Annotated in this window: 18 protein-coding genes; 8 read left to right on the top strand and 10 right to left on the bottom strand. The window is 52.3% G+C overall.

Features of this window, described 5'->3' with window-relative positions; genetic code table 11:
• Positions 1-102 precede the first annotated feature (102 nt).
• Complete coding sequence (locus tag SH668x_RS14935; protein ID WP_437185864.1) at positions 103-2,160, bottom strand: ABC transporter ATP-binding protein; 2,058 nt, start codon at positions 2,158-2,160, stop codon at positions 103-105.
• 180 nt (positions 2,161-2,340) lie between these two features.
• On the opposite strand from SH668x_RS14935, the gene pyrF reads away from it, so the two are divergent.
• The 3 genes from pyrF to SH668x_RS14920 all read left to right on the top strand — a co-directional run bounded on the left by pyrF (position 2,341) and on the right by SH668x_RS14920 (position 5,697).
• On the top strand, positions 2,341-3,285 hold the full coding sequence (pyrF, locus tag SH668x_RS14930; RefSeq protein ID WP_437185863.1) for an orotidine-5'-phosphate decarboxylase: 945 nt from the start codon (positions 2,341-2,343) through the stop codon (positions 3,283-3,285).
• 218 nt (positions 3,286-3,503) lie between these two features.
• The gene (locus SH668x_RS14925; protein WP_437185862.1) at positions 3,504-4,304 is read left to right on the top strand and encodes a hypothetical protein; all 801 of its coding nucleotides are present in this window, start codon (positions 3,504-3,506) and stop codon (positions 4,302-4,304) included.
• Positions 4,305-4,551: 247 nt separating this feature from the next.
• Positions 4,552-5,697, top strand: coding sequence for a serine/threonine-protein kinase (locus SH668x_RS14920; protein WP_437185861.1), 1,146 nt, complete (start codon positions 4,552-4,554; stop codon positions 5,695-5,697).
• A 407-nt stretch (positions 5,698-6,104) separates the two neighbouring features.
• Here the strand turns inward: SH668x_RS14920 and SH668x_RS14915 are convergent, their stop codons facing one another.
• Positions 6,105-6,905, bottom strand: a complete 801-nt coding sequence (locus SH668x_RS14915; RefSeq protein WP_437185860.1) for a sugar phosphate isomerase/epimerase family protein — start codon at positions 6,903-6,905, stop codon at positions 6,105-6,107.
• Between the two features lie 165 nt (positions 6,906-7,070).
• Between SH668x_RS14915 and SH668x_RS14910 the strand changes: the two genes are divergently transcribed.
• The 4 genes from SH668x_RS14910 (at position 7,071) to SH668x_RS14895 (ending at position 11,420) form a co-directional block, all read left to right on the top strand.
• Positions 7,071-7,886: a Nif3-like dinuclear metal center hexameric protein gene (locus SH668x_RS14910; RefSeq protein ID WP_437185859.1), complete on the top strand. Its 816-nt coding sequence runs from the start codon at positions 7,071-7,073 to the stop codon at positions 7,884-7,886.
• Between the two features lie 32 nt (positions 7,887-7,918).
• Positions 7,919-8,347, top strand: a complete 429-nt coding sequence (locus tag SH668x_RS14905) for a DUF983 domain-containing protein (RefSeq protein WP_437185858.1) — start codon at positions 7,919-7,921, stop codon at positions 8,345-8,347.
• Positions 8,348-8,372: 25 nt separating this feature from the next.
• Entirely contained in the window at positions 8,373-9,428 is a 1,056-nt protein-coding gene (locus tag SH668x_RS14900; RefSeq protein WP_437185857.1) for a hypothetical protein, read from the top strand.
• A gap of 123 nt (positions 9,429-9,551) precedes the next feature.
• Complete coding sequence (locus tag SH668x_RS14895) at positions 9,552-11,420, top strand: hypothetical protein (protein ID WP_437185856.1); 1,869 nt, start codon at positions 9,552-9,554, stop codon at positions 11,418-11,420.
• Positions 11,421-11,459: 39 nt separating this feature from the next.
• Here the strand turns inward: SH668x_RS14895 and SH668x_RS14890 are convergent, their stop codons facing one another.
• The 8 genes from SH668x_RS14890 to SH668x_RS14855 form a co-directional block, all read right to left on the bottom strand.
• On the bottom strand, positions 11,460-12,446 hold the full coding sequence (locus tag SH668x_RS14890) for an LLM class flavin-dependent oxidoreductase (RefSeq protein WP_437185855.1): 987 nt from the start codon (positions 12,444-12,446) through the stop codon (positions 11,460-11,462).
• Between the two features lie 223 nt (positions 12,447-12,669).
• Positions 12,670-15,855, bottom strand: coding sequence for an efflux RND transporter permease subunit (locus SH668x_RS14885; RefSeq protein ID WP_437185854.1), 3,186 nt, complete (start codon positions 15,853-15,855; stop codon positions 12,670-12,672).
• Positions 15,856-15,917: 62 nt separating this feature from the next.
• Positions 15,918-17,378 carry an efflux RND transporter periplasmic adaptor subunit gene (locus SH668x_RS14880; RefSeq protein ID WP_437185853.1) on the bottom strand — a complete coding sequence of 487 codons (1,461 nt, stop codon included), beginning with the start codon at positions 17,376-17,378 and terminating at the stop codon, positions 15,918-15,920.
• A 140-nt stretch (positions 17,379-17,518) separates the two neighbouring features.
• On the bottom strand, positions 17,519-17,992 hold the full coding sequence (locus SH668x_RS14875) for a hypothetical protein (RefSeq protein WP_437185852.1): 474 nt from the start codon (positions 17,990-17,992) through the stop codon (positions 17,519-17,521).
• A 174-nt stretch (positions 17,993-18,166) separates the two neighbouring features.
• A complete protein-coding gene (gene rpsT, locus SH668x_RS14870; protein WP_437185851.1) occupies positions 18,167-18,433 on the bottom strand; it encodes a 30S ribosomal protein S20 in 267 nt (88 codons plus the stop codon).
• A gap of 336 nt (positions 18,434-18,769) precedes the next feature.
• Entirely contained in the window at positions 18,770-19,570 is an 801-nt protein-coding gene (locus tag SH668x_RS14865; protein WP_437185850.1) for an MBL fold metallo-hydrolase, read from the bottom strand.
• A complete protein-coding gene (locus tag SH668x_RS14860; protein ID WP_437185849.1) occupies positions 19,560-20,852 on the bottom strand; it encodes a DUF1444 family protein in 1,293 nt (430 codons plus the stop codon). The genes SH668x_RS14865 and SH668x_RS14860 overlap by 11 nt, the downstream gene beginning before the upstream one ends.
• Before the next feature lie 75 nt (positions 20,853-20,927).
• Positions 20,928-21,338: a DUF1844 domain-containing protein gene (locus SH668x_RS14855; RefSeq protein ID WP_437185848.1), complete on the bottom strand. Its 411-nt coding sequence runs from the start codon at positions 21,336-21,338 to the stop codon at positions 20,928-20,930.
• 266 nt (positions 21,339-21,604) lie between these two features.
• Between SH668x_RS14855 and SH668x_RS14850 the strand changes: the two genes are divergently transcribed.
• Entirely contained in the window at positions 21,605-23,641 is a 2,037-nt protein-coding gene (locus SH668x_RS14850; protein WP_437185847.1) for a prolyl oligopeptidase family serine peptidase, read from the top strand.
• Positions 23,642-23,820 lie beyond the last annotated feature (179 nt).

Raw genomic sequence — 23,820 nt, 5'->3', positions numbered from 1 at the left:
GAAAATGCGATAAAACCATTAAAAAAGCACCGAACAGAATCGCTCTGTTCGGTGCTTTTGAATTGAGTGTGGATTAAAAACTGGTTGGAATCAGCTTTCAATTCAGGCAGCCTTGGAGACCACTCCGAGCTGACGAGATGGGGAATGATACAGCCGATGATAAAGCGGACAGGTTTCCAGCAGTTGCTGATGGCTCCCCGAAGCGACCACTTTTCCATTCTCCATCACCACGATGCGCGTCACGAAATCCAAGAGGCTCTGCGAGATCATGTGTGAGATCAGGAACGTTGTACGTCCCTTAACGAACTCTTTGAGTGCCTGATGTAACAAGGATTCGCTTTCCGGGTCAGCAGCTGATGTTGCTTCGTCCAGAATGAGAATGGCAGGGTTGCGAAGTATGACTCGGGCAAGCGCCACGCGTTGTCGTTGACCGCCGGAAAGATCTTTTCCTTTTCCGCCCAGCATGGTGTCGAAGCCTTGAGGCAGCGACTGAACGATGGGCATGACATGAGCCCGGCGAGCAGCCTCTTCCACTTCAGCGCGAGTCGCTGATTCATTGCCATAGCGAATGTTATCCATCAACGTCCCATCAAACAGAACGGTGTCCTGAGTGACGATGCCGACTTGAGATCGCAATTCATCCAGCGAAACGTCTTTCATTGGGTGTCCATCAATGAAGACATCTCCCGCTTCCGGGTCGTAATATCGGGGGAGCAGGTTGACGAGCGTCGATTTTCCGCAGCCATTCTGCCCAACAATCGCGACCACTTCGCCGAAGTTCACTTTCAGATCGACATGTTCAAGGACCATGCCTCGCTGTGAATTCGGATTCTTGTGGTGATAGCAGAAAGAGACATCGCGGAACTCAATGGACTTTGAGTGACGTCCCAGATTGATTGGCTCTGGACTATCGACAATCAGTGACTTCTGGTTCATTAAGCCAAAGATGCGATCGAGGGCTGCGGCGGATTTCTTCAGGCGCGGGAAAATTCCCGAGAGGCGACGACAAGGATCGAGCAGGCCTGCGAGTAATGCATAGATGAGTCCGAGTTCGGCGCCATCCATCACGTTTTTCGTCAACTGGATGCCCCAGATATCAGTCTTACCACTCATCACGAGGTAGGCCCCGGGAACAAGCGCCGCGAACATGGCGATGATTCCCAGCAATTCCAGAAGCGGTTTGGCAGCAGCATCGATGCGGACCACTTTCATCGCTTTGCCGAAATACGCGTCATACTGTTTGGCGAATAGTTTGCGGTGGTGATTTCCGTTGTTGTATCCAACGACGACTTTAATGCCGTCAAAGGTTTCTTCCAGAACTTTGTAGATCTGCGACATGCTTTCCATCATGCGGCGGCTGGCGCGTTTGAGCATCCATCCAACACGACTCAGGAAGAGGCCAAGCAATGGAATGAAAATCAGCGACAACAGAGTCAGTCGCCAATTGAAATAAATCGCGAGCACCATACAGGCGATGCACTTCAGTGGCTCGCGAATCATTCTTCCGCCAAGGAGAGTAATTCCCTGTGAAAGTTGTTCCGCGTCGTAAGTGAACCGGGACATCAGGCCACTTGGCCCTTCGTGGCTCAACGACTGGTAGTCGAGATCCAGGGTCCGATCGAGCATGTCCTTTCGCAAGCCCATAATCGCCGATTCAGCGACGTTCCCGATGAGCACGTCCTGAATGTACATGAGCACCGCTTTGACGGCGGTCGCCAGAATCAGCAGGATTACCAGCCATTTAAAGGTCTCAAACGAGTCCTTGGGGATGAATGGCATCAGGTGCAACTTGAGGTAGTTATACCGGTAGATCGTTGACTCAAACCCTGCCAGCGCATTTTGCTTTTTGGCCAATGACTGCTGCAGGTCCACGACTTTCTCATCGTTCTTGGCAATACTCTCTGCTTCCAAAGCAGCGAGTTTACCGGCAATCACAGTCTGCTCTGCGATTAGCTCATCTTTTTCAGCGGTGGCGGTTGCGATCGTCTGATCGACATATTCATGAAGACTTGTGTCTTCAAGCAAGAGCTTCACGATCGGGAACGCAACAGTCAGATTCGCTCCCCACAAAGCAGCGATGATGAAACCGAGCACAATCGAAACGCCAATCTTCGTGCGATGCGGTTGCAAGTAAGGCCAGAGCTTTGGGAAGATTTCCACGTGTCCATCCGTGACAGAGAGGAATACAGATTTTGAGTTGTCCGGACGGGATTTAACTCGGTTTCGCCTTTTTCTGTCCAGACGAATAATGGTCGGTGTCAACGAAACTGACTAATCTTTGCATTTCCGGTTTCCGCGAATTGCTGTGTTCACTTCAAAGACTTCTGAAGTTTGATTCTTATGACCTCATTCTCTTCAAGACTCCATACAAAGATTCGACAGAAACGAACCCCTGCGCTTGTCGGGTTGGATCCTCGGTGGGAACAGCTACCGTCTGAACTTCGGAAGAACGCAGAAGCGAATTACTCAAACGTCTTTGAAATGCGGGCCGCTGCTTATGAAGATTTTTGTAAGCGGGTGATTGATGTCGTCGCTCCGTTGGTCCCTGCCGTGAAACCACAATCCGCCTTCTTCGAAGATTGCGGGCATTGGGGAGTTCATGTGCTGGCAAATGTGATTGCGTACGCCCGAAAGGCAGGCCTGATTGTTGTTTGCGACGCAAAGCGGGGGGATATCGGAAGCACAGCGGAGGCGTACGCGGCTGCCTATCTTGCCGGCGAGGATCCCCAAGCTGCCCCGTTTGCGGCCGATGCTTTGACGATCAACCCTTACATGGGAACAGATACTCTCAAGCCGTTTATTGATCGTGCAAAGACCGTAGGAGGTGGACTTTACGTTCTCGTACGCACAAGTAATCCGGGGGCGCGTGATTTTCAGGATCGGACGACGGATGGTCAAACGCTGTATGAGAGTGTCGCTGGCCACGTTGAACGCCTGTCCGTAGAAACTGCTGGAGGGGAGGGATATGGGCTAGTCGGCGCAGTGGTCGGGGCGACTTACCCGCAAGAATTGTCGACTCTGCGTAATGTCATGCCGCATGTCCCGTTGCTGGTACCGGGATACGGAAGTCAGGGAGGGACATCACAGGACACCGCCGGTGCGTTCGATTCCAAAGGACTCGGCGCACTGGTGAATAGCTCCCGCGGCATTTTGTTCGCGTTTCAGAAGGGGCCGCTGGCACAGGAATTTGGCGAATCTCGCTGGGAATCGGCAGTCGAGAGAGCGACTGAGCTCATGATTGCTGACCTTGCCGAGAATACTCCAGCAGGTGCATTGAACCTCTAGCCCCACTGTCTTAGGGGGTGTGTGGCAGCCAATGTTGGCAAAAACTCGTTCAAGGCCGCGTTTATCGCCGCCGGCACGCCACACTCTCGTGAGAGATGCTCTAGGAACTGCCCGGGGTGCCACAATTGACATAATCGGTACATTCGCTAAAATCGGCACCTCTCAGGTCCATGAACATATCGCTCCGCGTACGTCACTCCTCGGTGAGAGGGTTGGGGATGTTGTTGGAGATTTCAGTCGCGAATTCTCAGGGTGTTGAACGCACTTTAGAGTTGGCATCGATCGCTTTGCGCTCATCGCGATTTGGCGAGATTGACCGTATTCTCGAGTCTGCAGCTTTACGCAGTTCTGATCCTCGTCTGTGGATGATGCTTGGTGTGTCCCAAGCATGCCAAGGAAATGCTGAAAAGGGCGTTTCAGCCTACGAGCGAGCAGTAGAAATCGGCCAGGGTGTTTTGGACCCAAGCCAGCTTCTGAGCGTTTTTCTGGGGCTTTGGGAGTGCCATTCGCGGTCCGGGCGTCAGGAACTCGGGAAGTATTATTACCAGCGGGCTCTGAAGCTTTATTTCAAGCAGTCTGCAACAACTGAGCCCGGATCGATTCCACTTTCCCTCCAGTTTGCGACCCTCGTTGCTCATCGGGCGGAGTTTAGTCAGCGAGAACTTCAAAACGCTTTGGTGGATTTGCGGTCGCAAATTGCGGATCCAGATCTGGCAGCGAAAGTGGAATTTGAACTCTCTCGGATCGCGAGTACTGAGGAATCGATCGCGTGGTTGGACAAATGTTGGAGGAACTTCCGCCGGTCTGGAAATTTGTTTCAAACAATGCGGTCCTTAGAGGTTCTGGCAACTCGGCTCCTTGAACTCCAGCATTGGTTACCCGCGAGAAATGCGCTGCGTCTCGCAAACCGGGTTGCCGGGCGTCTCAAAAAATCGAATCGAGTTCAATGGTATCGATCGTTGGATCGCCGGATTGGGGTCTCTTTGCAACTCTTGGCCTCTGACCCCGAGCTGAATTAACGTGTCTGGCGCAGTTCGTTTCCGACAAGAAGTCAGAAGTTCATCGAAAATGCTCTCCAATCTGCTCGTGAACGGGATTAGAATCTGACCGGGGAGTCAGGTGTAAGCAGATTGCCCCGTGCTTACGAAAATGGAGTGCAGGAGCGCATTCAATTTGTTGAGATCCCGTGTGTCTCAGTCTCACGGATTGTATAATTTGCTTTCGAATGGACGCTCGATGGGAATTGAAAGGGATGCCAACTCCTCTATGTTGGATGTAACGCAATTGTTCGACGGCTCAGGGCTCAGCGGCCAGCCGATGAAGATCGATCCCACTTCGGAATTGATGGATCGATATCAGCAGATTGTCACGAGTAAAGAAGTTGCTTGGGAAATGACTTATCGGCTCCTCTCCCGTCTCGGGGCAGGGGGGCAGGGGGTCGTGTTTCTTGCTGATCGCTCCGGAGCATTCGGCGTCAATTTCCCGCTTGCGTTAAAATTCTATCGTCCAGACGGCTACCCTGATCTCGATACGTATCGACTTGAGATGTCGCGGATGGCCCGCGTCATCATGGAGACGGCCAGAATTCAGCAGGACCACCTCGTCGACGTCTACAATGTCGTCGAGTACGGCGGGATTCTCGTTCTGGTTTCGGAATGGGTCGATGGCTATGACCTGCGACAGCTGACGACTCCGAAGCTCCTGAAGCAAGTGAAGCGGACCGTTGAACCAGACCGTTGGAACTACATCAACGATGTGATCATCACCGATGCCGGATTTCAGTCTCGTCTCAAGCCTGGAGTGGCGATTGCATTGATCCGTGAGTGCCTGTCTGGGTTGGCTGCGCTGCATCGACAGGGGATCATTCATGCAGACCTCAAGCCTGCCAACGTGATGGTGAAGCAGACCGGAAACTGCAAGATCATCGACCTTGGGTCAGCGTTTATGAAAGACGAGTTCCCTGTTCGTCCGACGTGGACCCCGCGATATGCCGCAGTCGAGGTGCTGGAAGGAGCACGTCATACGCCGTTGTCGGATCTCGCCAGCCTGGGATACGTCCTGCTGGAATTGCTGACCGGCAAATACCCATTCGCGGGAGTCGCTGATGGTCAGGATCTGATTAACTTGAAGAAAGAGATGTGGCACCGCATTCCGGATTTGCTGCCGAAAGATGTGGCCAGGAATGGAACGCTCGTTGAACTGGTTTCCAAGATGATCGCTCCGAATCCTGCCGACAGATTTGGTTCGCTGGAAGATGCCGATTTGTCGCCGGCAGGGGCAGCGGAGATTCAACGTCAGCTGGTCAAAGTGAACATGACGACCGAAGTTGAAAACGAGATGCGAATTCTGATGCAGGAGTTTTCACAAGGGGTGCGGTCAGAGCCAGCGATCAGCAATCTCAAAGTCAGTTGAACGTTCGCCTGACCATGAGAGATGCCGGGACGTGTCGCGGAATCAAACGAATGAGTGGAACTGGGACATGTATTCGGTCCCGGTTCCGCTCATTTTTGTCTGAGAATGCCTCTTTGATGTAGGACGTTCAGGCAGGGTATATGGTGTGTCCGAGATCGCAAGCCACCCTCCACTCAGCTCGCCGCCTGTATGCTCTGTTGAGTGCCGCAGGTAGGCTCGAGCAGTGACGTTCCGTCGAAGAGGGGGAGACGAATTCGATTCAAACTCATCATTCCCCCGGTTACGGAGCTCGTCGCAGACTGGGATTCGCCCCAGTCTCAGGGACGTGTGGCGGCGAATGCAGGCAATAGGTCGTGCAGACGCTGTGTCGATGGCCGCCGGTGCGTGACACTCTTGTGAGAGTCGCTCTAAACTGAAGCAGAGGGTCTTGGCTGAAGCGAGTTGAGGAAGCTGATCGAACGTGCGATATCACCGCTTCGGTCGCTTCCTTCAGTTCGATCGACGTTCAGCCATCCAGAGTAGTCCATCTCCGCGATGAGCGCGAAGAACTCGTTCCAGTCCACTTCCCCTTGGCCCGTCGGAACTTCTCGACCTCGCCCGTCGACACCTGTGATCGCGTCGCGGACCTCGAAATGCCCGATGATGTCGTGCAGCTCTGAGATCTGTGATGAAATCGATTGCTGATTGATGACCCAGGCGGCGACATCAGCGTTCACCATGAGCTTTCCGGATGACACGGATGTGAAGAACTCGCGAGTCTGCTGCACAGGTTCGGCCCCTGTGAAAATGCAGAGATTCACACCAACCCGTGTGGCAACTGCTGTCAGGTCATTCAAAACCGCGCGCAATGTTCCCAGATTGCGAGTGTCGTTTTCATCAGGCAGCGCCCCGATCCGAAGTGTCATTGTTCGGGCTTGCAGCTTGGAAGCGAACTGAATTGATTCTGTGAGCGCGTAGACTCGTTCCTGAAGGTTGATCGGATGGATCAGAGAACTTCTCAGCGGAAAGTGAACCGAAGCGAGGGTCAGTCGATTTTCGCTGAGATGGTGCAGTAGCTGGCGTCGCGCAGATTCGCCGAACTGATGTTGAGGGAGTTCAGATCGCAGGTCAAACTGTACGCCCTGTGCTCCAGCTTCAACCGCAGCTCGGATTCCTAACCGTACGTTGACGGAGAAGGTTCTTGTTGGTACCGAAATCTTCACTCGCATGCTAAACGATCCACTTTTAAAAGCGAGGGTGTATTGAAATGATGCAGCTCTTGTTGGGTGAGGGCGATTCATAATGACACAGTTTGCGAGTGTCAATCAAGGGTAGACGTCATTTTGGATTTGCGGAGCCGCTCAATTTCTCCGGTCGATAGCAAGGAAATTTATATGGAAGTTCGATTGTATGAGATTTCGGGTTTTCTTGCGGAATTTGCTCCGTTAGGGATCAGCGAATCATGGGATAACGTGGGATTGCTGGTCGGAGAAACCTCGCGAAACGTCCATCGAGTCATGACTTGTTTGACACTTACGGCCGATGTGGCAGAGGAGGCGATCAGCAAGGATGTCGACCTCATTATATCACATCACCCGATCTTGTTTCGTCCCATACAGAAGCTAACAAGTGAAACATCCGAGGGGAGACTAATTGTTTCATTAATACAAAATTCAATTTCTGTGTATTCACCTCACACGGCATTTGACAGTGCGCGGTTGGGTATAAATCAGCAGCTTGCTGAGTCACTGGAGTTGCTCGAAATCAGCCCTCTCAGAGGGGTATCGGATAGCGACGTCGGAGCAGGCCGCTGGGGAAAACTTGCACAACCAATTTCTCTGAAAGGGTTTATCGAAAAGGTTCGCTGTGTGCTACGTGGGTCAGAACAATCGCTCGGTGAAGTTCCACTCCAATTCACTGGTGATCCTTCGCGAATGGTTCAAACCGTCGGGGTTGCCTGTGGATCGGCGGCAGAGTTTCTGAAGGACGCCGCTAACTTGGGGTGCGAGGTCTTTTTCACGGGAGAGGCCCGTTTTCATACGTTTCTCGAGGCTCGAGACCGTGGAATCGCGATGGTGCTTGGGGGGCACTACGGAACTGAGCGACCAGCAGTTGAAAATCTTGCGAAGATCATCGCAAATCAATTTCCGAGCGTGGCCGTCTGGGCAAGTGAAGTGGAGAGAGATCCAGTACAATGGAGTGTTTTGTGATTCACAAACTGAGAAGCGTGGAGGCTGGTTGATTGTCGACTCACGAACAACATGAAGATCGCCCAACCTCGGAGACTTTGCTCTGGCGTGCATTTCAACTGAGGTGCCCACGTTGCGGAGCGGGAAAACTCTTCTCTGGACTGTTCCGCATGAACACTCGCTGTTCAGAGTGCAATTTCCTTTTTGATCGCGGACCGGGCTACTATCTGGGATCAATGTACGTGAACTACGGTCTGACAGCTTGGATCACGACGATCGTGTTCGTGGTTTGTAAGATCTGGTTCGAATTGCCACTCGTTCCGCTGATGTGGGGGATGGGCACATTCTGTCTCGTGTTCCCCACGCTATTTTTCAGGCACGCACGCGCATATTGGTTGGCATTGGATTGTCAACTTGATCCGGATGTTCTCAGCGACACTGCGGAGACTGAAGTTGAACACTCGGACGTTGAGAAATCCTGACCGTCATTGATGTTGAGAATCGAGAATGCGAGTAATCGTCCTGAGTTTTGAGAACCTTCCTGCATGTTCACTTGGCTGTTATGGCGAATGGAATATTCAAACGCCTGAGTTTGACTTTCTCGCAAGTCACTCGTATGTCTTTGAGAACTTCTTCATGTCCCCGGCGACTGGACTCTTGCTGAAGCAGTTTCGCGAGGATGCTGCGGAATTGGGTTTGGTGCGAAGTGATCAGCTTGATGCGGAAGAGGTCGCCAACTTTCCTCACCAACTCGTCATCAGTGCGGGAGAGGTCCCAGAGGAGAGTGATTTTTCCGAGTTCTTGAATGAGCTGCCCGGAACCGATGTGTTCATTCATTTTACTGCTGGCGAACCGACTCCGGAGGAACTCGACGCCACGGCAGGAGCGTGGGACATCGCTGCGAGTTCTGTCTCTGATGATTTCTGTGATTTTGAAAGTGAAGGGGAAGCACTCCTTGCATCCATCGCACCAGTGAGCGTTCAGAGCTTTGCGAGTCGACCCGCATGGCAACAGTCGCTGATCGCTCATTCAGCACAAGTCCGGCAATGCGATGCAGCATTCAGCGTCTGGCTGGAGTTGCTGGAGAATGTTCTGGAAGAGGGGGACGTTATCGTCGTTACGGCATCCTCCGGCGATGTTCGGCGTCTTTGTGACGATCGCCCAGAGTGGCTCAAAGTTCTCTCCGAACCGCTCGTTCACCTTCCACTCATGATTCATCGCGTCGGGGACCAGGAACAGCATCGCATTGACAATTTCATCGCTGTGGAGGATCTCCCAGCATTGATCGAAATTGTTGGGTCCGAGACGCCGGAGTCGACGGCTCAATGGTTTGAGAAACATCCTCGAAAACAGATTCAATATGAATCCGATCGCGTCGAGGCGCTACGAACTCCGGAATGGCTCACGATTTCTCAGAAAGTAAGTCAAGAAGTGCCTTTTCCGACTGTGATGCTGTTTCGTAAGCCGGAAGACAAGTGGGAAGTGAATGATCTGTCGCGGCAGTTTCCGGATGTTTCCGAACAACTGCGAAACGCCCGGAGTGTCTCGGGCGATTGCCAGTAATCGGACAATCTCTATGCCTGACTCTCCTCCTTGGTGGCAGTGTCATTTAGAATAATCAGAGACAGTTGGCCCCTTTCGACTGTCCGCTTTCGGTCAGAGATTTCCGTTGAGGAAATGAAAATTATGCACGAAATTCTTCGCTTCAGTCCACGCATTAGCTGCCTCCCTGTCGTGCATGGAAGTGGTGACTTCGCTGTTGAAGTGCGTCGGGTCATGCTGGCTGAGAAATTCGACTGTCTGGCGGTTCCTCTGCCGGAGTCGTTTCGTCGTTCGGTCGAGGAGGGGATCCTGCACCTTCCGAATGTGACAATCGCCGTCCAGCCTGAAACTGCTCCTGATCACAATCCGGAATGGACTCAGGAAGAACGTGAGCCGGCACCCGCGATCAGCAGCTATGTTCCAATCGATCCTTGTCAGCCTGTCATTGCAGCGTTGCGACTGGCGATGCAGGAACGAATTTCTCGGTCTTATATTGATGTCGAAGTGGAGTCATTCGAAGAACAATTCGACGTCATGCCTGATCCCTACGCCATCAAGCAGGTTCCCATCGAGAAGTTTGCCGCTGCAGTGATGGTGCGGACTTCTTCGCCGTCGACTGAACAGCAGATCGACAGAGTTCAGTTTATGGCGAAGCGATTGCGAGAGCTTGAAAAGAATCATGACTCAATTCTTTTCATCTGCTCAATCGCGCAGTGGCACTGGATTCGGGATGCTTATCGGACTAACTCATTCGATGAGATGTCCGAACCACAGGTTTACGAAACAGAACTCTATCGAGTTGACCCCAAGACGTTGATGTTCCTGCTTGGAGAGCTGCCGTTCATTACCGGGTTGTATGAGCAGTCACGATTCAATCTGGATTGCGATGAAAATCTTTCGGTCGACGGTGTTAAAGAGATGCTACTGGTGGCTCGTGACCACTATCGGAAGGAATTGAAGAATCGCGGCCGAAAAATTACGCCTCATCTCCTCGCGACGTATTTACGATACGTTCGCAATCTCTGCCTCGTCGAAAAGAGGATGACGCCGGATCTGTACACATTGATTGTGGCAGCCAAGCAATTGGCAGGGGATCAGTTTGCACTGTCGCTCGCTGAGGTGGCAAGAGAGTATCCATTCGATGAATGGCTTCCGTTGGGCGACTTCCAGATGTCGACCGGCCGCGGGCAGTTGCCCGATGGAAATGTCATCGAGTTGAAGAACCGTCTTCCCGGAACGCCGGTTGAATGGCGCACCTGCTCTTTGAACCGGAAGCCGCCGGAGATCGACAAGCAACAATGGGCAATGCGTTGGAATCCTTATAGCCATTGTAGTTGGCCTCCCGAAGATGTGGCGATCGAACGATTTCGAACCCACGTCAAAGACCGTGCACTCAGCATGCTGGGGAACGACCTCGCGAAGACTGAGAAATTTACAACGAGTCTCAAGGATGGTCTGGATGTTCGTGAGACACTCCGGAACTGGCATACCGGCAATCTGTATGTCAAAGAATTGCCAGCCAGCCGCGGGCAGCTCGATTGCGTCATTATGCTTTTCGATTCTCCTGCAGACCCTCGCGATTATCCCTGGAGAATTACGTGGTTCGCCGAGCATCAAGATGAATCGACACTCGCTTTTTTTGCGACGCAACTCGGTGAGGAAATGGTCGGGCCAGGGATTGCCATGGCAACCTATGGAGGAGCAATGTTCCTCTTCCCGCCACGTCCAATTATGGACATCTGGGAAGATCCTCGCCTCGATTTTGCAGATACCATTGAAGAGCGGATGGTCGCTGCCGGCTGCCTGCATTCAAAAGAGAAGCACGTCGCCCTGCTGTCACAGGCACCACCGGGACTTGGCTGGAGACGACTCGCGAAGAAGTTCGGCAAAAGGTTGTTGCATGTTCCCCTCGCACATTTCAGTCAGGAAACTGTTCAGCAATTGCGAATGTTTCATGTCTTGAATGGGAGGCAGGTCCGAAACTATGCGGAGCATTTTATCCGCAAAGCATAGTTCGAGTTTGCGGCGTTTCGGAGGTGACCAAGATCCGCGTCAAGTTTGTCCTGCGATTTCTGCGATGATCTCGAACGAGCGAAATCGCTTCTGAGCATCGTAGATATCGGACACGATGATGACTTCGTCAGCACCGGTCCGATCGATGAATTGATCCAGTTGGCGTCGAACAGTGTCACGGCTTCCGATGATGCTGCATCCGAGCATTTGTCCAGCCTGGTATTTCGCTTGCTCTGACCAATAGGTTTCGATGTCGTCGATTGGCGGGCGTAGTAGAGACCTTTGCCCGCTGACCAGATCTGCAAATGACATCTGCTGCGAGGTTGCCAGATGCTTGGCTTCTTCATCGGTTTCCGCCGCGATGATATTGACCCCGGGCATCGCGTAGGATGTTGCAAGCTGGTCAGAAGGCTGGAAGTTCTCGCGATAGATTGTCATTGCCTGATCGAGCGCCTGAGGGGCGAAGTGCGAGGCGAAGCCATAAGGAAGGCCAAGTTTCGCGGCCAGCTGCGCTCCGAACAGACTCGATCCCAGAATCCAAAGAGGAATGTTCGTGTTGGATCCAGGAATTGCTTCGATTCGCTGGCCAGGCTGGACTGGTCCGAGAAACGCCTGAAGCTCGAGAACGTCTTCAGGGAATGAGTCTGATGCCATCGGTGTTCTACGAAGTGCGCGGAGCGTCATCTGGTCAGTCCCAGGAGCACGACCTAAGCCGAGATCGATCCGCTCAGGAAACAGTGTCGCCAAGGTGCCGAATTGCTCTGCGATCACGTAAGGAGCATGGTTGGGAAGCATAATTCCTCCCGCTCCCACTCGAATGGTTTTTGTCGCAGCAGCGACATATGCGATGACGATCGATGTGGCCGCTGTGGAAACCGAGCCGATATTATGGTGTTCGGCGACCCAGAAACGTCGGTATCCCCATTGCTCCGCAGCCTGTGCGAGATCGCGAGCCTGATCAAGGGCCAGACGGCGATCGTTCCCGACGCGGACACGTCCCAATTCCAGTATCGATAGCGGAACCATGCACTCGACCTTCAATCAGCAAGATTAGACTTCATCAACTTCAGTCTGAATCCTTATTATAGCCTCCGCGTGCTATGGATGTGGGGCGAAAGGCAACAAAACCGCTCGGTTGCCGGGGATCCGAGCGGCGAAGTTCCTGCGTTGCGTGAGGTGTTTTCGTGAGACAGCTTTGGTCACGTTGATCGGACACCTAACGCTCGCCCAATAACTTGTGATCCGGGTCTCAGTGTTTTGGTTCGACAGACGGGGGCCTGTCAGCGGCGTTCAGCTTGTTTTCATTCACGACACGCTCAGCTGCTTTCAGGCCGAAGAGTTCAAACAGAGCAGGGTGAACAAAGAAGTCCAGAAGCGTCGAACTGATCAGGCCACCGAGAATCACCGTTGCTACAGGGTACAGGATCTCTTTCCCCGGTTCTTCTGCTGAAAGGACAAGCGGAATGAGTCCAATCCCGGAAGTCAGGGCAGTCATCAGCACCGGGGCGAGACGCTCGAGACCAGCACGCACGATCATCGGTTTGGTGAACTGCTCTCCCTCATGTTCGACGAGGTGCAAATAGTGATTGATCAGGAGAATTCCGTTTCTCGATGCGATTCCCGCCAGTGAAATGAATCCCACCATTGCAGCGATTGTCAATGTTTGCCCGGTGATCACGAGAGCAGCGACGGAGCCGATAAACGCCATTGGTAGCGCAGCCATCACTTGCAAGGAAAGGTTTGCTGATCGGAACATCGTGTACAACACGAGGAAGACACCAACGAGAGTCAGTGCGAACAGTAATCCGATCATACGGCTAGCTGATTGCTGGCTTTCAAACTGTCCACCGTATTCAACGAAGTATCCCACGGGGAGGGTTTGAATGACCGGGGCGATGGCCTTTTTGATGTCTTCGACGACATCGACTACTCCACGATCCGAGACATTGCATTGCAGAACGATCCGGCGTCGGACGTTCTCCCGGTTGACGGTATTCGGGCCACCCGATTCATAGATCTTCGCAACAGAAGAGAGGGGGACTCGGCCTCCATCTTGCAATTCAATCGTCAGACGTTGCAGAGCATCAATGTTTTCTCTGTATTCGCTGTCCATTCGGACCAGCAGGTCGAAGGTGCGTTGCCCCTCGAGTACTTCGGAGACAACCACCCCGTTCATCGCTGTTTCAACGAATTGATTCACCTCAGCAGGCGTGAGGCCGTAGAGAAGTAGCTTGTCCCGGTCCAGTTCCACTCGTAGTTGAGGGATAATGACCTGTGGTTCCACGAGCAGATCTCTGACGCCGGGAACCGACTTCATCGCCGCTTCCATCTCGTGGATTTTACGTCGCAGAATGTCGAGATCGTCCCCGTAGAGTTTGATCCCGATTTGTGCTTTGACTCCCGAAAGCATATGCGAAATCAAGTGGGCAATTGGTTGCTCGACTGCGGAGACGACGCCTGGAATGTCCGCCATCGCCTCGCGAATTTCATCGAGTTGTTGTTCGCGACTTCGCGTGGAATGTGGATCAAGTTCAAGAAGGTATTCCGTCATGTTGACACCTTCTGCGTGTTCATCGAGTTCAGCTCTTCCCGTGCGGCGGGCAAATCGCTGCAAATCTTTGACTTCGGAGAGTCGCCTTTCGACGATCTGATTGATCTCGATTGAGGTGACCAATGACGTTCCCGGGGGGAGGACAACGTTGAGCTGAACCGTCCCCTCATTGAACGGAGGGAGAAAATCGCGTTCCAGATTCATCAAGAAAAAACCGGTAATTCCAACTCCAATGGCAGTTACGGAAAGGTTCAGCCAAGGGTGTTGCAAACTGAAATTGATGATCCCCGTTGCAATCCATTTCAGTCCCCGAAGTAATCGACCATCGTGCTCTTCTCGCGTCGATTTTGAGCGTCCCAGAAGCCAATAGCTAAGAACAGGAGTGACGGTTAATGAGACCAGAAGCGAACACAGAATCGAGACGATGTAAGCCAGACCGAGAGGCGCGAAGAGTTTTCCTTCCATCCCTTCCAATGCAAACAGGGGCAGGAAAACCATAATGACGATCATCGTGCTGAAGACGATCGAATTACGGACTTCAACAGAAGCATCGAATACGACCCGGATTGCTGGTCGCGGATTTTCGAGCTGACGGTTTTCTTTGAGACGCCTGAAAATGTTTTCAACGTCGACAATTGCATCGTCCACCAGTTCTCCGATTGCAACCGCTAGACCGCCCAATGTCATGGTGTTGATGGACAGTCCGAAGTAGTGAAAAACAACAGCGGTCATCGCCAGCGATAACGGAATTGCAGTCAGGCTGATGAAGGTTGTCTGGATGTTCATCAGGAAGAGGAACAGGATGATCACGACGAGAATGATGCCGTCTCTCAATGCTTCAACGACGTTTTCGATGGCGCGATCGATGAACGATTCCTGCGAGTACACCGGCTCAATGTGAACTCCCTGCGGCAATGACACCTTCAGGTCTTCCAGCGCCTTCATGATTTCCTGTGTCACGAGTCGAGTATCGGCAGTCGGCTGTTTGTTGATGGTGAGAACGACAGCAGGGCCACCATAGAATTCTCCCTGATCGTCTCTCAGAAATGCAGAGCTATCCCCCCTCTTAATCTGGGCGGCTTCAATGACATCGGCAATTTGCTGGAGCGCGACAGGGCGCCCATTTCGAATCGTCACCACTACGTTCTTGAGGTCATTGAGCGACTGGATTCGCCCGAGAGAGCGAACGAGAAGTTCATTGGGACCTTGCTGGTCCAGATAGCCGCCGGTGCCGTTTTCGTTACTCGCGACGACTGCTTGTTTGACCTGATCGAGAGTGACTCCGTATTGCAGCATCGCGGCTGGATCGACCAGCACCTGATACTGCTTTCTTCCTCCGCCCATCACGTAGACCTGCGAAACTCCAGGAATCGTGAGAATCCGTTGGCGGACGACCCAGTCTGCAATTGTTCTTAGTTCAAGGTCTGAAGAATCGCCTCCAGAATCCCTGAACATCGCCAGCATGAGGATTTGCCCCATGATCGAGGAGACGGGTGATAGCTGTGGTTGGACGCCAGCGGGCATTCTGTCCTGCACAGTTTGCAGGCGTTCAGTGACGATCTGTCTCGCTGTGTAGATTTCGGTATTCCATCCGAATTCTGCGTAGATGACCGAGATTCCGACACCAGATGAGCTTCTGACGACCTCAACGCCGTTCGCGCCGTTGAGGGCCGTTTCCAGCGGAAATGTGATGAGTGATTCGACCTCTTCCGGCGCAAGACCCGGAGCTTCTGTCATAATCACTACGCGTGGGCGATTGAGATCGGGGAACACATCGATCGGCATGTGTGTCGCCTGCCAGTAGCCGGCAGCCAGGACGAGGATGGCGAATGCAATCACAACCAGTCGTTGATTGAGAGAAAATCGAATAATGGCATTGAGCATTGGAATCTGCTGTCAGAGTGTTTCAGGAACGTTCAACTAATTAGAAGTCGAGAGATGAACGACTAATGGTTGTGGCCAGCGTGAGGATCGACCCCTCCACCGGCTTTGTTCTTCAACGCGATCTGAAGTTGATGTGCAGATTTCATCACGACGAGTTGTCGAGGCTGGATCGATCCATCATTTGCGACAACGACAAACCGTTGGTCTCGATACTTCACGTGGACAGAGGTCCGGGTGAACTTTGCTCCATTTTTTACAAACACGAATGATTCTGCTGCTTCCCGCACAACTGCATCTACCGGGAGGACGAATTCGTTCTTCCATTCCTCAACGGGGACGAGTAGTTGCAATCGTTGTCCGACTCGATATTTCCATGAGATAAATCGCTGATTTTTGTCGTTGACCGTGTTGCTGATCAACTCATTAGGAAGGTCGACGAAGAACGAGAGCGACCGCGAATTCGGGTCGATCGAATTCGAAACGTAGGCTAATTTCAGGTCTGCGACTTCGCGTTTCTGCGATCCATCGTCAAAGAGGGCAGTGAGGGGCCAGTTGCTGGCGATAGTGCGATTGATCGCTGCCAGGTCCTGTTCGAATGCCTGACCTTCTATGAATAGGCGATCGTAATTTGCCAACGTGCACAGGCGATCGCCGGCAGTAACCGATTGACCTTTGGTGGCGAATAGCTGTTCAATCGTTAACGCCGGAGCTTGATTGCCACCGAAGTTGTCGGATGATTGCACGTTGACTGGCTGAAGGATATCGGCCGTGAGTTGCAACTCTTCGGTTCCAGCTTGCTCATCCACGGAAGGGGCGTTGATGTGGAGTTCTCTGAGGAGCGTGCGGGATTTTTCGATTTCCTCGATCTGTCGACTGGAAAGCCCATGCAACTTCAGCGCTTCCCGCTGAGCGGCAAGCATCGCTGCCAGCTTTTCGTGAGCGTAATGGCGTTCGAGCAGGGTTTTTCCAGCGATTGCACCGGAATCTGCAATCGACTCGAGTCGTTTGATCTCTCTTTTCTCGACGTCAAGTTCACCAAGTGTTTGCAGGAATACGGATTGCGTTTGTACGAGATCCTCATGGGTGAGCCGAATGTCGAACAGCAACGAGTTTGTGTCGACCGCTTCACCGGTGACGGCGTGGACGTGTTGAACAACGCCTGTGAGAGGGGTCGAGACTTCGATGATCGTCCTACCGGGGCGAGGAACAATCACCGCTGGGACTGCGATGGTGCGAAGAAAGTTGCTGGGTTGAATTGCCTGAACCGTGGTTGCATCCAGCCCAAGATTCTTTCGTGCTTGCGTAGAGAGTTCGAGTGAATTTGGGTCGTCCGGGCCGTGATCATGGTCATCATGTTCTGCTGGCTCGGACTTTCCTTTTTCGGTTGCAATGCCTAGCCGCTGCATCACTCCGGGAAGCCAGCGCTGACTGGTGATGGCTGCAGGGATGATCAGACTGATAGCAACGACCGCAAGTGCGAGACCGGCAACACGCGATCGACGAGTCGGAGTGGATGTGGACATGTTCTGCTGCGCTTTACGTGCTGTTGATGGAGAAGACAGTAAGAGAGAAACTGTCGATTGAGAGTCGACTCGTCGGGGCGCGTACGCACACTGTTGGGACGTACAATTCGACTTCAAGTCAGTGGTGATCAGAGAGCGATCTAGACGAGCCAAAGCTGGAGAAGAGAGCAACGCAACTGCGGCGTTGTGGGCGTTTGAAGAATTGGAGGAGTCCTCAATTCCACGTCGACCGACGCCTGGATGAGGTCCTGCTGCAGGTGCAGCCAATCAACAGGTTTCACGAGCGGATGCCACTGGAACTCTGATGCAAAGTGCTGGCCAATGAACTGGCAATGTCCCCCCTCGCAGGGGGCTTCTTCACCATGACTCTCATCGTCCGGGGCAGTTCCGTTGCGCTGATCGTGTGAAGCTTGCGGTTGCCGAGTTCGCTCTTCTTCGAGAATTGTCGATGAAGAATGGGAGCAGGAGCATCGCGTCGGCTTCTGCTGTTCGGGCTGCGGGTGATCGTCGACTATTACGGCATCTGCTGCATGCAAATGATGAGAGCAACATCCGCCAATAACGTGAAAGGCGAAGGCGAGAAGAGTCAGCACGTGGGCAGTTTGATTGAACATCGTTGTTTCCACTAAGGTCGATGTTTTCTGCCGGGAAGTCAATACAGAAAAAGCAGCGATAAATGCGATCATGCGGTGTCTCGAAGATCGAGAACCGCATGAGGTATTTCTAATTTGCGAATTGATATGGCTTTAGAGCAGGTCGTTAAACCAGATCTTGAGCCGCTCGCAGAACTAGGCTGGCTTCTTTGAAATCAGCTTGGACAAGCGAGATTTGGTGCGAGCTGCAGCGTTCTTATGAATCAGGTTCTTGGCAGCGGCCTGGTCCAGTTTCTTGGTTGCGAGGCGAAATGCTTCTTGAGCTACCGCTTCATCTGTTCCAGCAGCAGCAGCGCGAGCTTTCTTGATGACCGTACGGAGAGCGGAACGCTGTGTTCTGTTCAAGAGACGGTTTTTGTCGCTTTGACGAAGAGCTTTTTTAGCGCTGGATGTATTGGGCATGGATCTGTAGATATTCTGTTCAGTCTGAAATCGGACATCCGTGCGGAAGTCGACCGCCGCAAAACGGAAACGCAGATCATAGTCATGTTTTGCGACTGATTCCAGCGAAAATACACTGATTTCGTGCTAAAGCTGGAAGGCGGATTTGGTCGACAAACAGCAAACCCAAAGGGGCTTGGATGGTATTTGTAAGTGTAACTGTGTCAGTGTGTTGTGTTGTTTGTTGTGAGTTGGTCTGGCCTCGTTGACACTATCATCGAACCAATTCGAACTCAGAGAAATCTTCCGATCTGACCCTGTTTGCTGGCGTCCACCGGTTTGGAACTTCTTGTCAGATCAGTCTCTGAGTTCGATTGTCAGCCCGTCATACGCGAGTTGCACATGGTCGGGGAGGCGAGCATTCGTTGCCTCGTGCGGGAGCGAATGCGAAATGTGAGTGAGATAGGTTTGCTGGGGTCGACAACGGGCAACCACCTCCAGCGCCTGATCGACATTGAAGTGTGTTGGATGTGGCTCATCCCTGATGGCACCGAGAATCAGAACGCGGAGATTCTCCAGATGCTTCCAGCTTCCCTCCGGGATTTCGCTGACATCAGTACAAAAAGCGACATCTTCGATCCGGTAGCCGAAGATGGGAAGTTTGCCGTGAATCAGACGAATTGGCTGCACATTAAGCCCGCAAAGTTCAAAGGGGGCTTCGGTGATCGATCGAAATTCGACGCTCGGCTTGAAATTGTGCAAGTCGTTGCCAGCTTCAAATACATAGCCAAAGCTGTTTCGCAGCGCCTTCTGTACGATTTCTTCACAGTACAGCGGCATCGGTTTCTTCTGTCGAAAGCAGAAGATTCTGAGGTCATCCAACCCCATGATGTGGTCGGCGTGTGCGTGAGTGTATAGCACTCCAGACAATGTTTTGATTCTTGCCCTGACAAGTTGCTGGCGTAGTTCGGGGCCGGTGTCGATGAGGAACCCCTCATCGCCATTTCGGATTGAAACGCCTGTGCGTAATCTCTGATCGCGTGGGTCTGGCGAATTACAGACCGGGCAATCGCACGCAATCATGGGGACTCCCATGCTGGTGCCTGTTCCCATTAAGGTGAGACTGCTGCGTATTCCTGCAAAATCATCAGTAGGCATCGTCTTGAACCAATTCCGAAACTCCGTCTGCCGTCACCAAGAGGATGCGATTCGTCAGCGGGTGATCTGTCTGTCTGAAATCATCTTTTACGCGGCTACGAATTCTCTCGATCATCGATGGAGATTTGGCAGATACTGCCATGAAAAAATCTCTCCCGGGAATGCCAACGGCCAGGTCTCCTTCGGCAACCATTCGTAGCTGAGAGAGATAGGAGTGGCAGAGTAGCCTAGCTGCGTTGTAGGAGTCTGCTTTGCTGGGAATCAGGATCGCGGGTACGTCTGAGGGAGAGGGATTCACCACCAGATCGACAGGCTCGCGTTCGAAGTAACTCATGAGATTGTCGAGAGCGATTTCATGGATTTCGTCCTGAGACAGCCCCCATTTCTCCATGAGATCCCTGCGAACAAACCAGTAGGAATTCGCCTCATCGACCACATAAAGTACGACTAAGCCGGCAACCCATGTCTCTCCTGCAATCGCGTGGTGAGAACCCTTCCATGCCTCTTCGGGATACAGCATCGGCATGAGTCGATCCCTGACAAGTTCGAGCGGTGGAGAGAGTTCTGTTTCTCCCCAATCACGAACTTGAACGGCGGTTGAAATCGCCGGAAGCAGAATTTGTTCGAATTTCGCCGGTTCACGCACATAAGCCCGGTAGAAATTCGTGAGACTCAGAATGGAAGTGTCGATCAGCAATTTAAAGTCTGGATGCAATTCCACTTTGATCAAGGGGAATTTGCGCCGGGTGAAATCGGCTGCTTTAGTTGCGAAGACTTCGGGAGGATCCGCTGGATGCTCGGGGAGTTCGAGGCAACGCAACATGACGTGAGTGATCGCTTCGAGTTCGGGGTCTCTTTCCTTGGGGTGAAGTAGCGTCACAACAACGATTAGCTGAGAACGTTGAAGTCCCCACATCTTCCAGGTGCGCCATTCATCCTTTTTCCAGAGCTTTCCCCACCAGCCGAGAGGAGGGGTCAGCACTGCTTCGCCTTGCATGACTCCAATCGAGTGGTCGATGAGTGGATCAGCGGCCAGACTTTTGATGTTTCTTGTCTGAGGAAACTGGTTAGCAATGTTGAGCAGTGACGGAACTGGTCCCCGATTTTCTGCATCGACCCAGATCGTATTGATCGCAATGATCGCATCCGATCCTGGAGGTCTGAGAGCAAAAGCGCCGAAGTGTTCTTCCTGGATCCACTGTGGAGGAAATCGCAGCCGAAACCAGTTGGTTTGGCTTGTGTAGTGTTTCCAGTGATCAGGAGCGATTTCTGCCAACTTCATTGCTCCTTCAAAAAACTGCGTCGATGTTCATTGCCCATCGACGCAGCGTTTGGATCCTGTCGCATCGCAACAGAGCTACGTTGAGGGCTGACTCTTGGAAACTGCGACGTATGCCATTCGCAGTTCGTGCAGCGTACCGTCGAGAAACTTCGACTCGTCTCCAACAAGGTTTCCCTTCGTCTTCTTCTCAAGAACCGTGAGAAGATCGATGAAATGTTTCGCAACCGGGAGTTGAATGGTCGTTTTCCCATTCGAAGATGGAAGAAGTCCCAAGGCCACAATTGCTTGAGAGGAGAGCATCTGCAACAGCGTCAACATCGAAGCATCAGGCAGCATGCTGGGATCGATCGGCTTGTCATCATTCTCGACCGATTCCTGAAACTGACGATCCTGCTTTTCATCTTCTGCTTTGACGCGGTTCTTCCAGTCCTCATCGGAAGACAATTCGATTTGTGGTTTGTCCTGTGGGGATGATGACTCTGGCATTCTGTTTCCTCACTCAGTGAGTTTGTTCGGCAGTGAGCGAAATAATCGAAATCGGTAGTATGCTCAGCGACCAGCATATTTTCCAACGTCCATCTCAACAACCATAGCCCTCCTGAATCATGAAACAGAAGGCTTTCCGTATTTTTATGATGTCGCTCATGCTTTCTGGAAATGTGTGTTGCCACAACCAAGGGGGAACGTTCATGATTCACTGACATGCATGGAGCCGCTAGCGAAGTTCGATTCGGAGAGGACGTGATTCGAGTATGAGAGCCAAAGGACACAGCTGGGGAATCGTAGCCTTGCTCTTGATGCAAGGTGTCGTGTTCGCACAAGTCGCTCCGGAATCTCCTGCGGTTCGCCCGATTCCACCGCTTGGAATTGAGGTTTCAAAAGAGGTCGAAGAAGAACTGCGGGAGCAGCTTGATCTCCTTCGATCCCGAATTGAACGCCTGCAGTCAATGCCAGAGTCTCAGCGTTATTTACCAGATGTTCTGATATTTTCAGAAGCGGTGACGATGGCACTTTGGGGCGACTCTTTCTACGACGAAAAGGATGCGCTGAATGGGATTGAGCTCCTGCAAATGGGGATTCAGCGAGCCGATGAACTGTTAAAAGGGACTCACTCATGGACGGAAACCCCGGGTTTAATTGTCCGAGGGTATCGGTCACGAATCGATGGCTCGATTCAGCCCTATGGATTGGTCATCGGGGAGAGTTTTTTCGACGACCCAGCGACACGCAAGCGTTGTGATATCTGGTTTCGCGGTCGAAGTGAGAAGGGGCTCGAACTTCAATTTCTTGCGGATCGAACACGCAATGCTGGTGAGTATCAGCTGAAAAACGGGCTCGTTCTGCACCCTTTCGGGCGGTATTGCAACGCGAATCGGTTTGCTGGAGAGGTTGACGTTTTTGAAGCGTTGGAGCATCTGCAACAGGATTACAACATCGATTCCGATCGCATTTCGGTTCGCGGCTTCTCGATGGGCGGAGCGGCTTGCTGGGGATTTACTGTTCATTATCCCGGCAAGTGGTTCGCGTCGAATCCGGGGGCAGGGTTTTCCGAAACCTACTATTACCGTGGGCTCGACAAGCAGCCAGATCTCGCGATTCCCGAATACCAGCGAAAACTCTGGACGCTTTATGACGCAGACGTCTTGGCGATGAATCTCTCAAATGTTCCAGTCATCGCCTACAGCGGCGAGTTAGACAAGCAAAAGCAAGCTGCGGACGTCATGGTCGCTGCGGCCGAGAAATTTGGAGTGACTTTTCCGTATCTCATCGGGCCGGAGACCGCACACAAATTGCATCCCGATTCCAAGGTGGAAATCGCCAGCCAGTTGGATGCATGGGCTGTTGAGGGGCGCCCCAAGAAACGGCGAACAGTTCGATTCAGCACTTATACTCTGAAGTACAACCACTGTGCCTGGCTGACAGTTGATCGCCTTGGTGAACATTGGAAGTTTGCATCCGTCGAAGGAAACGTTGTCGGCGATACAGGACATCCTCAATCGATTGAAATTAAATCTGAGAATGTGACTCGATTCAGCCTCGACTTCGTAGGTGATCATTCCTTCTTCAAAGCGGGAGAACTGGTGAATGTCGCGATCGATGGGCAGAACCTCATTGCGATCAAGGCAGATGAATTTGGCAACTTACGAGCATCGTTCCAACTGAAAAGCGGGACGTGGAGCCCTCACTCACCGGAGACAAAATCCACTCCGGTACTGGAGAAGAAGCACGACTTGCAAGGCCCGATCGACGACGCCTTCATGGACTCGTTTTTGTTTGTTCTTCCAAGCGGTGAGTTTCAGGATGCTGCAGTTAAAGACTGGGTAACCAGCGAGCAGGAGCGCGCGGCGCGGGAGTGGGGGCGACAATTCCGTGGGCGAGTTCGCTTCAAGAAAGATATTGAGGTGACCGCAGAAGATATCGAGAACTCGCATCTCATCCTCTGGGGGTGCCCGCAAAGTAATCAGTATCTGGCCAGAGTCAGTTCAATGCTTCCAATTGCATGGGGAGCCGATCAAATCGCAGTCGGGGATCATTTGAAGTTCCCTGGGGTGAATCATGCATTGATCTGTATCTACCCAAATCCACACAACCCGAACCGCTATCTGGTCTTGAATAGCGGCGTGACATTCCGAGAAGCTGACTACCTGAGTAACTCGATGCAAACTCCGAAACTCCCGGACTGGGCTGTGATCGATTTGAGTGTCCCTCCCTCTCCAGCGTCCCCCGGCAAAGTTGTGGACGCCGATTTCTTTGATGAAAAATGGCAGGCGAAAGTCCGAGGTGAATGAGGTCAGTGATTGTCGAATGCCATATTCGTATAAAATTGGTTTTATCTGGTCCACGTTCGCCTGATGAAAGCGTTTTCAACGGATTTACGAGTGTTTGAAAGACAGAATCTCCCTATTTTGGGATGACTTCCGATCGCAGTTTTGCCGCAACTTCCAACGTAATAACCAGACTGAAAGTA

This window comes from Planctomicrobium mucosum, assembly GCF_051466335.1.
In the GTDB taxonomy this organism is placed as follows: Bacteria; Planctomycetota; Planctomycetia; order Planctomycetales; family Planctomycetaceae; genus Planctomicrobium.
This window is presented reverse-complemented; position numbering and strand designations above follow the sequence as displayed.